At 61.2% G+C, this 12196-nt stretch carries 13 protein-coding genes and 3 tRNA genes; 1 reads left to right on the top strand and 15 read right to left on the bottom strand.

What is annotated here, in order from left to right; genetic code table 11:
* Nucleotides 1-177: 177 nt before the first annotated feature.
* Together AC3RCJ_RS10980 and AC3RCJ_RS10975 are read right to left on the bottom strand one after the other, a co-directional pair.
* On the bottom strand, nt 178-726 hold the full coding sequence (locus AC3RCJ_RS10980) for a hypothetical protein (protein ID WP_492964924.1): 549 nt from the start codon (nt 724-726) through the stop codon (nt 178-180).
* A 15-nt stretch (nt 727-741) separates the two neighbouring features.
* Nucleotides 742-1893 carry an MFS transporter gene (locus AC3RCJ_RS10975; protein ID WP_492964923.1) on the bottom strand — a complete coding sequence of 384 codons (1152 nt, stop codon included), beginning with the start codon at nt 1891-1893 and terminating at the stop codon, nt 742-744.
* 213 nt (nt 1894-2106) lie between these two features.
* On the opposite strand from AC3RCJ_RS10975, the gene AC3RCJ_RS10970 reads away from it, so the two are divergent.
* Complete coding sequence (locus AC3RCJ_RS10970) at nt 2107-2934, top strand: AraC family transcriptional regulator (protein WP_492964922.1); 828 nt, start codon at nt 2107-2109, stop codon at nt 2932-2934.
* A 157-nt stretch (nt 2935-3091) separates the two neighbouring features.
* Here AC3RCJ_RS10970 and aqpZ read toward each other — a convergent pair whose 3' ends face one another.
* The 13 genes from aqpZ to lhgO form a co-directional block, all read right to left on the bottom strand.
* Nucleotides 3092-3781, bottom strand: a complete 690-nt coding sequence (gene aqpZ / locus AC3RCJ_RS10965) for an aquaporin Z (protein ID WP_492964921.1) — start codon at nt 3779-3781, stop codon at nt 3092-3094.
* Between the two features lie 203 nt (nt 3782-3984).
* Complete coding sequence (locus AC3RCJ_RS10960; RefSeq protein ID WP_492964920.1) at nt 3985-4398, bottom strand: GNAT family N-acetyltransferase; 414 nt, start codon at nt 4396-4398, stop codon at nt 3985-3987.
* A gap of 11 nt (nt 4399-4409) precedes the next feature.
* The gene (locus tag AC3RCJ_RS10955) at nt 4410-4868 is read right to left on the bottom strand and encodes an Ivy family c-type lysozyme inhibitor (RefSeq protein WP_492964919.1); all 459 of its coding nucleotides are present in this window, start codon (nt 4866-4868) and stop codon (nt 4410-4412) included.
* Nucleotides 4869-4941: 73 nt separating this feature from the next.
* Nucleotides 4942-5349, bottom strand: coding sequence for a hypothetical protein (locus AC3RCJ_RS10950; RefSeq protein ID WP_492964918.1), 408 nt, complete (start codon nt 5347-5349; stop codon nt 4942-4944).
* Nucleotides 5350-5389: 40 nt separating this feature from the next.
* Nucleotides 5390-6526, bottom strand: coding sequence for an amidase family protein (locus AC3RCJ_RS10945; protein ID WP_492964917.1), 1137 nt, complete (start codon nt 6524-6526; stop codon nt 5390-5392).
* Nucleotides 6527-6759: 233 nt separating this feature from the next.
* Nucleotides 6760-7335: an elongation factor P gene (locus AC3RCJ_RS10940; protein ID WP_070223695.1), complete on the bottom strand. Its 576-nt coding sequence runs from the start codon at nt 7333-7335 to the stop codon at nt 6760-6762.
* 135 nt (nt 7336-7470) lie between these two features.
* Entirely contained in the window at nt 7471-8640 is a 1170-nt protein-coding gene (earP, locus tag AC3RCJ_RS10935; protein ID WP_492964916.1) for an elongation factor P maturation arginine rhamnosyltransferase EarP, read from the bottom strand.
* A 99-nt stretch (nt 8641-8739) separates the two neighbouring features.
* A tRNA-Glu gene (locus AC3RCJ_RS10930) sits at nt 8740-8815 on the bottom strand.
* 65 nt (nt 8816-8880) lie between these two features.
* Nucleotides 8881-8956 (bottom strand) — tRNA-Glu (locus AC3RCJ_RS10925).
* Between the two features lie 122 nt (nt 8957-9078).
* A tRNA-Glu gene (locus AC3RCJ_RS10920) sits at nt 9079-9154 on the bottom strand.
* Nucleotides 9155-9243: 89 nt separating this feature from the next.
* Nucleotides 9244-9480, bottom strand: a complete 237-nt coding sequence (locus AC3RCJ_RS10915; RefSeq protein ID WP_492965157.1) for a hypothetical protein — start codon at nt 9478-9480, stop codon at nt 9244-9246.
* Complete coding sequence (locus AC3RCJ_RS10910) at nt 9480-10793, bottom strand: MFS transporter (RefSeq protein WP_492965156.1); 1314 nt, start codon at nt 10791-10793, stop codon at nt 9480-9482. The genes AC3RCJ_RS10915 and AC3RCJ_RS10910 overlap by 1 nt, the downstream gene beginning before the upstream one ends.
* Nucleotides 10794-10896: 103 nt before the next feature.
* Nucleotides 10897-12102, bottom strand: a complete 1206-nt coding sequence (gene lhgO / locus AC3RCJ_RS10905) for an L-2-hydroxyglutarate oxidase (protein WP_492965155.1) — start codon at nt 12100-12102, stop codon at nt 10897-10899.
* Between the last annotated feature and the right edge of the window lie 94 nt (nt 12103-12196).

Here is a 12196-nt window from a genome sequence, read left to right as displayed (position 1 = left end):
TTTTTCAACGCTGTGGCCATCGGAATGAGGATAGAACCGGCTGGTTCTGACTAGCTGCGCGCGGCAGCCCTCTCGCGTGGCCATGCGCGCGGACACAGCGCGGTGGCGCTGGCGGCATGCTGGGCGGAGAAGGCGAAGGTCATCATGGCGCAAATATCCCATATGCCGCGGCGGCCGTCAAGGCTGGCAGTGCTTGCGCAGTCCCAGCGCGGGATGGGCGCGGCTCTCGAAGATGATGTTGGAGTACCAGCCGGCCGGGTCGCCCTGCGTCGGCTTGCCCAGCGCGACCAGCCACGCGCCGCCATCGAAGAAGGCCGTCGTTTCCTGCCCCCTGACGGGCACGCGCAGATGCGCGGGCGCCTGTTGCGGCGGCACGCGCGCATACTTTTCGTCAAGGATGGCCAGCAGGCGCGCGTGCGAGGCCGGCGCATACGGCAGCAGATAATTGTATTCGACCACGCTGGCGTCGCTGGCCAGCGCCGTGACGGCCGCCATGGCCGCCAGCACTTCGCCATTGAACAGGCACAGGTCGCCGGCGCCATGCACGAGGCTCGTGACGGTCGCCGGCGCGCAGCGGTCGTGCTCCTCGTCAATACCCACGGGCGGCAAGGCGCGCAAGCGGGACAGCAAGCGGTCGCCCGAGGTATCGGGGAAGCCGGGGCAGGCAGGTGGCTGCGCCTGCGCCAGCTGCGCCCAGCATAGAACGACCAGTGACCAGCGTTTCATGGCCTGCTCCATCCCTTATTTCTTCGCCTGCTCGATATGCGGCAACAGCACCGTCAATATGCCCAGCAGCGGCAGGTAAGAGCAGATCTTGTAGACGTAGGCGATGCCCGCCACGTCGGCCAGGTGGCCCATGGCGGCGGCGGCGATGCCGGAGACGCCGAACATCAGGCCAAAGAAAATCCCCGCGATCATGCCCACCTTGCCCGGCACCAGCTCTTGCGCAAAGACAACGATGGCGGAAAAAGCGGAAGAAATCACGAAGCCGATGATCACCGTCAAGACGGCCGTCCAGAACAGGTCCACATACGGCAACAGCAGGGTAAACGGCGCGGCGCCCAGGATGGAAATCCAGATCACGCGCTTGCGGCCGATGCGGTCGCCGATGGGCCCGCCCATGAAGGTGCCGGCCGCCACGGCGGCGAGGAACAGGAACAGGTACAGCTGGGCATCGCCGAGCGACAGGTGGAATTTGTCGATCAGGTAAAAGGTGTAATAGCTCGACAGGCTGGCCATGTAGATGTACTTCGAAAATACCAGCAGGGCCAGCACGCCCAGCGCACCCATCACCTTGTTGCGCGACAAGTTCGGGCCATGGCCGCCCGCCTTCGGCTTGAAGCTGGCCAGGTGGCCGCTATACCACCGGCTGACCTTGTACAGCACGCCGATGGCCAGCACCGCCAGCAGGCTGAACCAGGCGATATTGCCGTGGCCGCGATTCACGATGACGGCCGCCGCCAGCAGCGGCCCCAGCGCAGAGCCCACATTGCCGCCCACCTGGAACAGGGACTGGGCAAAGCCGTAGCGCCCGCCCGAGGCCATGCGCGCCACGCGCGACGCTTCCGGGTGGAAGGTCGAGGAACCGACGCCGATCAGGCCAGCGGCGAGCAGCAGGGTCGGGAAGGTCGAGACGACGGCCAGCATCAGCACGCCGGCCAGGGTAAAGCACATGCCGACCGGCAGCAGGAATGGCAGCGGACGGCGGTCCGTGTACAGGCCGATCCACGGCTGCAGCAGCGAGGCCGTGCACTGGAACGTCAGGGTAATGAGGCCGACCTGGGTAAAACTGAGTGAAAACTCGGCTTTCAGCATCGGATAAATCGACGGCAATAATGCCTGGATCAAGTCATTGAGCAAATGCACGAAGGCGACGGCGCCCAGGATGTGCATGGCCAGGCCTGATTGTTGTTGGGTGCGTTGAAGCGGGGAAGCCGCCGGCATGGCGGCAGGAGATGTCGTGGTCGTATGCATGGATGTCCGCAGTGATCGGACCCGTGAGCCGGCCCGGCAAAGAAAACAGTATAGTATGGTCGCTGAATTGCTAACTTCCAATAATCGTCGGCCAAGTGACAAAAGCCGGCGACCAGCCAGCGAGCCATCTTCATGTACACAAACAATCCTGCCGTGGGCGATCCGGACAGCATGCCTTTCAGCCGCAGCACCAATTCGCGCGATTACCAGCACGTGCCGCGCCCCGTGACGGCGATGTCCAAGCAATATGCGGCGGGAGACTATACGCCGCAGCACAGCCATGTGCGGGCGCAGTTGCTGTACGCCACAGAAGGCGTGATGCGCGTAAGCACGGAACACGGCGTATGGATGCTGCCGCCGCGCCGCGCCCTGCTGCTTCCCGTGGGCGTCGTGCATGAAGTGTATATCCTGAGCGAACTGAGCATGCGCACCGTGTATATCGATGCGCAAGTAGCCGCCGCCTTCGGTCCCGATTGCAAGGTGCTGGAAGTGAGCCGGCTGCTGCGCGAACTGATCCTGGCGCTGCTCGACGAGCCCGTCGAATATGCACTGGCCGGCCGCGGCGACTGGCTGGCGCACCTGATCCTGTCGGAACTGGACAAGGCGGAAACGGTACCGATCGCCATTCCCTGGCCACGCGACCGGAGGCTGGTAGCCGTCTGCTCGGCCATCATGAATGCGCCCGGCAACCGGCGCAGCATCGAGGACTGGGCCCACGACGCGGGCGCCAGCGCGCGCACCCTGATCCGCCTGTTCCCCAAGGAAACGGGCTTGCACTACCGGCAATGGTTGCAGCAAGTGCACCTGGCCGAGGCCTTCTGCCGCCTGAACCGGGGCGAAGGCGTGGCCGCCATCGCCCATGCACTGGGCTACGCCAGCCCCAGCGCCTTCAGCGCCATGTTCCGCCGCATCCTGGGACGCACGCCGCAACATTACCTGGGCGAATGGCGCGCCGCCTAGGCGGCAAGCGCCGCCGGCATTGTCGGCTTACGCCCTGCGGGCTAAGCCGACCTACAACTTGATTTCTCACCGGCAGCCGCTATGCCAGCCTCGTAGGTCGGCTTAGCGCGGCGCAGCCGCGCGTAAGCCGACAAGCCACGCCGTCGGCATTATCGGCTTATTGCTTCTCGCCCGCGATCAGGCGGTAGGCCAGCGCCCCCAGCAAGGCACCGATGATCGGTGCCAGCCAGAACAGCCACAGCTGGCTGGTGGCCCAGTCGCCCACGTACAGGGCCACGCCCGTGCTGCGGGCCGGGTTGACGGACGTGTTCGTCACTGGAATGCTGATCAGGTGGATCAGGGTCAGGGCCAGGCCGATCGGCAGCGGAGCAAAGCCGGCCGGCGCGCGCTTGTCGGTGGCGCCCAGGATGACGATCAGGAAAAACATGGTCAGCACGATCTCGATGAGCAGCGCCGACAGCATCGAATAGCCGCCCGGCGAATGCGCGCCATAGCCGTTCGAGGCAAAGCCCTTGCTGACGTCAAAGCCGGCCTGGCCGCTGGCGATCAGATACAGCACGCCGCCGGCGACGATGGCGCCGAGCACCTGGGCTATGATATATGGCAACAATTGATTGGCGGGAAAGCGGCCGCCCGCCCACAGGCCGATCGACACGGCAGGATTCAAGTGGCAGCCCGAGATGTGGCCGATGGCATAGGCCATCGTCAGCACCGTCAAGCCAAACGCCAGCGCCACGCCGGCAAAACCGATGCCGAGGCCGGGGAAGGCGGCGGCAAGTACCGCACTGCCGCAGCCGCCCAGCACCAGCCAGAACGTACCGAGAAATTCGGCTCCATATTGTTTCATGATGTATTCCTTCAAAGTGACGAGAAAACGTGCCAGGGATGACCAACAGCACTGCAGCTCCGCCACCTTTTCGGCTAGAACGCCGAAATGAAGGCAGGGACCGCCCTGCAAAAAACCGCAGAGCGCGAATGATGACATAACGTCATTATCAATGCAATATTATTATATATAATAATTATAATAGTTATCTTGACGATTAAAGGTTATTTTGATAATTTTTCAGGCGCCGGACGCCGCATATATGTTTGCGGCGCCTCCAGCGGCGCAAAGCCAAAAGCCGCGTACAGGCCATGCGCATCCTCGGTCGCCAGCATCCAGCCCACATCTTGCAGACGGGCATCGTCCAGCACGGCGGCCACCAGTTGCCTGCCATAGCCTTGTCCCTGGAACGCGGGCAGCACGAAGACATCGCGCAGATAGGCAAAGTCCGTGTAATCGGTTACGACCCTGGCGAACGCCACTTGCTGGCCATCGATATAACCGCCAAAACACAGGGCATGCTCGATGCCGCGGTGCACGGTTTCCAGGGACACGCCGCGCTTCCAGTACGACTGTTCGGACAGGTAGCGGTGGATCATCGCCACGTCCAGTTCGCCCCGCTCGCTCGAGATCCGCATGGGCGCGTTCCTCAGTTCTTGTTCAGCACATCGACTTCCGCAATGCTGGGCGCGCCAAGATACACGGTGCGCACGCCGCCCTTGCCATCGCTGCCGACATACATGCCGACCATGCTGCGGTCGGACGGATCGTATAGCAGCGTGTAGTGGTGGCCGCAATTATGCGGTTCGCAGACGCTGGTCAGCAGGCGCGCGGCGCCATCGATCTCGATGGGCTTGAGCGGGGTCGTGACGCCATTCGGCACCCAGCGCTGCCGCTTCAGCCCGGCTTTTTTGATGGCCACGTTGAAGGCGCCGCGAAATGCATGGTCCTCTTTGTAGACTTCGGGGAAATAGGGACAATCGGTGCCGCCGCCACAACTTTGCGCCTGTTCGATCAGCGACAGTCTGGGCGTGCGGGCCTGGGCCGGCATGGCGGCCAGCGCCACAAGGCAACTTAGCAGCAGCGATGGCAGCAAACGTACGGGCATGCAAACTCCTCTCTATATCAGCAAGATGAAGCGCACAGCATAGCAGAATGGCATGCCCGTTTCGCGCGCTGCATCAAGGAGAACAGCGTATGCCCACCAGGGCATTGACCTTGCCTTCCGGCCAGCCCGTTTCGCGCCAGCGGTACACGCCGGGCGCCACGATGATCAACTGCCATTCCACCAGCTTGCCAGCGGCATTGAGGCGGGTTTCATTGTCATAGCGCAACGTCAGGCTGCGCTCCGTTTCCGCCACCACGGTGGCGGCAAAGCGGTTGGTTTCGCCCAGCGTGCTCTTCCAGGTACGGTCGTTGAAGATCGCCAGGCGCTGATGGTCGTCAGACAGTTGCATGCGCGTAAAGTGGCGCGCCTCTTCGCAAACGCTGTTGGTATTGAAGCTGTCGGACCAGCTGCCGGACAGTTGCGTGGCATCGAAGGACGGGGATGCGGCGGCGGCCGCACTCAGCAGCAAGGTTGCGAGCATAGGATATCGGAAGAGGACTGGTAAAAGGAGACACGCATGGTCAGCGCAATGCCCCGGTGATACTCGACGGCAGCGCCGGGGTGCGCCGGTGCAGCGTGGCCTGTTCATAGGCATACGCCATGGCGATCAGTTGCGCCTCGCCATGCGCGGCGCCGATGAAGGACAGGCCCGCGGGCGAGCCACGCACGCTACCGGCCGGCACCGTGATATGCGGCTGAACGCTGTCGGAAAACGCGGCGGCATGGCAAGTGGGGCCGACCAGCGCGTCGAGCGCATGCGCGCGCAGCACGTGTTCGACGGCCGTCCGGCCGGCCTGCGGGGCAAGTTCGACCAGCTCGGCCCCCTGCTGCCGCAACGCCTGCAAGGCGTGCTCCATCAGGGTGTCGGTATCGGCGCACTGCCCAAACAGGCTGCGCGCGACGCCGATGCGGCGCCCGTGCAGGCCGGCGCGGTCCAGCAATGGCAGTGGCGCGCCGGCATCGCCCAACATGGCGGACAGCAACCAGGCAGCCTCGCGCACGCTGGGCGCCATCGGTCCGGCCAGGAGCCGTTCGCCCATGCCTCTGCCGGTCGGCTCGATGCCGACCAGGCCGCACGTGGCGGCCGGCGCGACGATGGAACCGTCGACTTCGCTGCCCACGGCCAGGATGGTCAGGTCGGCCCAGCTCGCGCTGGCGTGCGGCACGCTGACGCTGGCCCACTGGCGCAAATTGCTCTTGCCGATGATGACGGCGCCGGCCGCGCGCAAGCGGGCCGCGATAAACGAATCGCAGCTGGCATTCGTCGCCAGGGGCGCCTGGCTGCGCGTCTTCATGCGATCGCCGGTGGCGATATTGTCGCGCAAGACGACGGGAATGCCATGCAGGGGGCCGCGCACCTTGCGCACCTGGCGCTCGCGGTCCATCTCCAGCGCAATCTTCAAGGCGTCCGGGTTGATCTCGATGCCGGGATAGGCGCGCGCGCCCATGCTGCACAGGGAACGGATGCGCACCAGGTACTGCGAGGTCAGCGCATGCGAACTGAGTTTTCCGGCCTGCATCATCTGCTGCTGCGGCAAGACGCCCGCATCGAGCAGGTGCGCCATGGGACTGGCCGGCACGGTGGGACGGGCGAGCACGGGACGGGCCGCGCGCATGGGCACGGCCGCCACGCTGGGCGCTGCGCTGCGGGACCGCATATTGCCTGCCATGTGACTGCGCTGCATGCTATCTCCGGGGAACATCAATGTTTCTACCGCAACAGTATCCAGCCCATAGCATAGCAGCCCTTGCACAGAATTAGTTGTTAAAAGGAATTATTTTTTAAGCAAAAAAAACGCTGCCCATAGGCAGCGTTTCTTGAGAGTCAATTGCGGGAACAAGCCAGGCCGGCATATGCCGGACCCTGCATGCAACGCAGTCCGAGGCCCTCTTAGTTGCGCACGACACGCTTGTATTCGTTGGTGCGGGTGTCGATTTCGATGACATCGTCCTGTGCCACGAACAGTGGCACTTGCACGGTGTGGCGGTGCGCGTCGATGGCGTTTTCGATCTTGGCTTCCTTCAGGACGTTGCCCGAGGTATTGCCCTTGACCGCAGGCTCCGAGTACACCACCTGGCGGGCGATGGTCGTCGGCAGTTCAACGGAGATAGCCTTGCCGTCGTAGAAAATGGCTTCGCATTCCATGCCGTCCTTCAGGTAATGCAGTGCATCGCCCAGGTTTTCTTCTTCGATTTCGTACTGGTTGTACTCGGTGTCCATGAAGACGAACAGCGGATCGGCGAAGTACGAATACGTCACTGGCTTTTTATCCAGAACAACCACGTCGAACTTGTCGTCGCCGCGGAACACGTTTTCCATCGGGGTGTTCGTCAGAAGATTTTTCATCTTCCATTTGTAGGTGAAGCCCGTGCGGCTCGAACCGTTGACATCAGAACGCAACACGATCATTGGCTTGCTGTCGACCATGATGATATTGCCAACACGAATTTCTTTTGCGGGTTTCATAGGAATGTACGTAAAAAGTGGGTTGCATGAAGACCATCTGCCGCCTGGGCGCCAACAGCGCCACAAACTTGCGTTTGATCGGTTAAAAATACGTTAGAAATAACCGGGCATTTTACCTTAATTTTTGGCAAGCGCCTATCTCGTCGCAGCGGCGAACGCCAGCAAGTTACTTGCCAGATCGCCATTTTCCTGCATCTGCCGCTGCCAGTCGTGCGCGCGCGCGCCGATGCGCGGCATATCGGCCTGCCATGCGGACCACAGCACTGGCCAGGCCAGGGCCTGCGCACTGGCGCCATTCCAGGCCAGGGCCGCCTGCGCCAGACTGCTCATCGCCCCTTCCGCGTCCACCGCGTAGCGCTGCAGGAAGGCGCGCAATTTGACGTGATGCAGGTTTTCATCCTGCACATAGATATGCCAGAGGAAAGGCTTGCCCGCCCACTGGGCGCGCACGAAGGAATCCTCGCCGCGCACGCAATTGACGTCGCAAGCCCACAGCAGGCGGTCATAATCGTCCTGCGGCACGAAAGGCAGCACGCGCACGGTGAGCGCGCCGCGCGTGCGCGCCGCGCCGGCATTGGCCGCATCGTCGCCGATAAATGCCTGAACAGCGTCGAACGCGACGCCTTCCGGCACCAGGCACACCACAGCTTGCTCACCCGCCTGCCAGGCGGCGAACAGGTCGGCCACGGGCGCGGACGGATAGCAGAACAGCGACACTTTCAAGGCACGCATTTCCGCCGCCGTCACGCCGAATTGCCCGAGGAATGCCGCCATGGCAGCCGCATCGGCCTGGAAAAGCAGGCGTTTTTCTTCCAGCGCCGCCTCGCGCAGCAAGCCGCCCGTCTTATGCGTAAAACCGGGAAAGAAAAAATGCTTGGTCATGCCGTGGCGCGGCGACGGCAAGGTATGGCAGCCTTCGACCCACTCCTCGGCCGTCAAGCCCTCCAGGTTCAGCCACACGGGCTGCGGCGCACAGCGCGCCATGGCGGCGATATAGCCGGGCGGAATGTCGCAGGCAAAGAATTCGATGACGATGTCGGCGATATCGGCGGGCGCGAACTCGCCGTCCTGGTCGCGCCAGTGGCGCACCGTGACGCCCGATGCCTGCTGCGCGGCCGCCGTCACGTCGATTCCGGGGCAAATGCGCTGGAAACTAAGTAAATCATCGACCCACAGGGTAACGGCCACGCCGTGCTCGCCCTGCAACTGCCGCGCCAAACGCCAGCAAATGCCGATATCGCCGTAGTTATCAACGACTTTACAGAAGATAGCCAACGATGGCGGACGATCAGCAGCTAGGGACATGGATGACGAAGAAAAATGAAACAACGTTGAGATGACGGCGAAAAACAAAAAAGCCGCACTGTTACCAGGCGGCTTTTTTGTTGGCTGATTCAGCCGGTCTGGCGTCCCCAAGGGGATTCGAACCCCTGTACTCACCGTGAAAGGGTGATGTCCTAGGCCTCTAGACGATGGGGACAGAAAATCTGTCCTGAATGCGCTGCTTTGCATCCCGACCTGTTACTTGCTTACTGCTGGCGAATCTGGCGTCCCCAAGGGGATTCGAACCCCTGTACTCACCGTGAAAGGGTGATGTCCTAGGCCTCTAGACGATGGGGACAGAAATCTGTCCTGAATGCACTACTTTGCATCCTGACCCGGTACTGCAGCAATCGCAGAAACAAAAAAAGCCTGACTTGTCAGGCCCGTTCAGCACTGCACTCTTGCTTTACAACTCAATCCTGGCGTCCCCAAGGGGATTCGAACCCCTGTACTCACCGTGAAAGGGTGATGTCCTAGGCCTCTAGACGATGGGGACCTGTGCTGGCTTTACTCTCAGCGGACTCTTCGTTGAAGGCTTTGCTTAGCCCCTCAAAAAAGCGTGCGCGAAGTATAGCACGGAGCCATTCACAAAATCAACCGCAGGCGCATCTTATTTTCCATGGAGGAAACCGTTCCCGGCGGCGATTGCTCAATGTGCAATCGATCGGCGGCGCGGGCGAGGTACAGGTCCTCAGCAACAGCAGCCAGACCAGCAAAAGGAAAAGCCTCTTGCCCCCTTCGTTTGTACTGGCCCAAACCCGCGTCATACAAGGCTTGGGCGGCGGGAGGAGCTGAGCATGCTTGGCCCGCCGCCTTGAGCATCAGTTCTTGTAATGGCTGAAGCGATAACCTTGGTCGAAGTATGCTGCCAATGCGACGATCACTCCGGAGCACGTGAGCATCAAGGCCACTGCGCTCGTGTCACGAGTCGCAGACTGGGCAACCATTGATAACGCCCACAACGGGGCAATACCGCCGGCAATGGCAGTGCCGATTTCACGCCCCGAACCGACCCCCGTCGAGCGGTTTTGCACGGCAAACTGGCGACTGAGGAAAGAGCCCTGTGGGGCGAACATCATCGGCGCCAGCACCCCGGTGCCGACGATCAGCGCCAGGTAAATCAGCCGGTTCTCGCCGCTGCCCAGCAACTGCATGAACGGGTACGCAAACAATGCTGACAGCAGGCCGCCGACGATCAGCAGCTTCTTGCTGCTGAACTTGTCACACAGATAGCCGAAGAGCGGGACGGTAAAGATTGCGACCAGACTGGCCAGTGTCACCGATAGCGATGTCACGCTGGCCGAAATGCCTTTGAACTGGGTCAGGTAGGCCAGCGAGAAGGTCTTGAAGACATAGCTCAGTGCGTTGTAACCGATGGCGACAAAGAAGACGACGCCCAGGCCCTTAAGATTGGTTTTCCACAATTCGCGGAACGGCCTCTTCTGGCGATGGCTTTCCTCGAAGTGGTGATACTCTGGCGTTTCCGGCAGACTCCCACGCACCCAGAGCCCGACCAGTACCAGCACGAAACTGAGGATGAAGGGAATGCGCCAACCGCCAGCAAGCAAAAACTTGTCGCCATTGACGGTCAGCAGATAAACGGTCAGCGACGATAGCAACAGGCCAAGGTTCAGCCCCAATGCAGGCCACGCACCTTGTCGTCCCTTCTTGTTGTCGGCCGCATGCTCGTAGGAAGTTACCGCCGCCCCCGCCAGTTCGGCACCGGCGCCCAGGCCCTGCACAATACGGATCAGCACCAGGCACAGGGGCGCCCAAACGCCGATGCTGGCATAGGAAGGGACCAGGCCAATGGCGGTCGTGCACAAACCCATCATACAGAAAGTAACGAACAACATTTTCTTGCGCCCGTAGCGGTCGCCGAAGTAGCCGAAGAACAGCCCCCCGATCGGTCGCGCCACAAAGCCGATGGCGAAGGTGGCAAAGGCTTGCAGCGATGCATTCGCCGGGTCCGAGGTATCGAAGAAGACCTTGCTGAAGACAATCGACGCCATCGTCGCGTAAAGATAAAAGTCATACCACTCCAACATTGAGCCGACGATGGTCGCTGCCGCCACTTTGCGCAAACGACTTTTTGTCTGTGCCGGGGTTTCCTGTTCCGTTTTTTGAATGTTCAAAATGTCTCCTTCATGAATTAATTTTTTTATTTTTCGCCTAGCGCGTTCGAGTTGGGGCTGGGTGGGGAGCGACAGACAACCGTACGTTGTCCGCCACGCAAACTCAGCGCCGCATCACTTCACGCACAATGTATTCAGCAATGGCTAGCGACGATGTCGCCCCTGGTGACGGTGCATTGCGGATGTGGGTAATGTTGCCGTGTTGGCGAATCACGAAATCGTCAACCAGCGCACCATTGGCCTCCATTGCCTGGGCACGGATCCCACGAACCGCCGGGACAATACCGACCGAGGCAAGCGTCGGCACATAGCGCGCCGCCTCGCGGACAAAGCTCGCCTCGCTGACCACAGTCTTCAGTTCCCGAAACGTCGCCGGCAGGTTACGGGCAGCAAACTTCCAAAAGCCGGGGTAGCTGGCAAAATTGAAGATGTCGGCCAGGTTCATGCTGCGGCCGTCATAGTTCTCGCGACCGAAGGATATGAAAGCATTCGGGCCGATCGTCATCTGTCCGTCGATACGCTTTGTGAAATGCACCCCGAGGAAAGGAAAGCGCGGGTCCGGCACCGGGTAGATCAAGCCTTTGACATGCGACTTGAAAGCCTCGTCGATCACGTAATACTGGCCGAAGAACGGTACGATGCGTGGCGTGTCCTGATCGCCCGAACGCTCTGCCAGGCGATCGGACTGCAAACCCGCGCAGGCAATTGCCTGATCGAATACCGTATCGAAGACCGCTCCGTCTGCAAGTTCGACCCGTACTTCGCCGCCTTGCTCAAGCAGGCGCTCAACCGGCGAATTCAGACAAATGCGCCCGCCACGTTCCCTGATTTCATCGGCGATTCGGGCCGCAATTTGACCGTAACTGACAATCGCCGTTTTCGGTGAATGCAAGGCGCCCAGGCCGATGCAGTTGGGCTCGATTTCGCGCAGCTCATTTGAGCCGATCAGCCGCACGCCAGGCACACCGTTGGCCTGCGCTTTCCGATAAATCGCCTCCAGGCGAGGCAACTCTTCCTCTTGTAGCGCGACGACAACTTTGCCGCACTCGTCGTAGGGGATCGCATTGTCGCGGCAATAGTTGCCAATCAATTCGCCCCCGCGCCTGCAAAGTCGTGCCTTGAGTCCCCCCGGCTCATAGTACAGACCGGCATGGACCACACCCGAATTGTGGCTGGATTGATGACTGGCGACACTCGCCTCCTTTTCGAACAGCACCACCGTGGCGTCGGGAAAATCCAACAATAACTGACGTGCGACTGCGAGGCCATTTATCCCCCCGCCGATCACTGCATAACGCTTCTTGTTCATTGCGCCTCTCAAAAAAATAGCAAACTCGTCATTTCACTGCTACATGCATCACTTTGGCGTAGGGCGATGGCCTGCACATGCCGCCCGCCCAACG

The sequence above is a fragment of the Janthinobacterium sp. GW822-FHT07H11 genome, from assembly GCF_058798615.1.
This window is presented reverse-complemented; position numbering and strand designations above follow the sequence as displayed.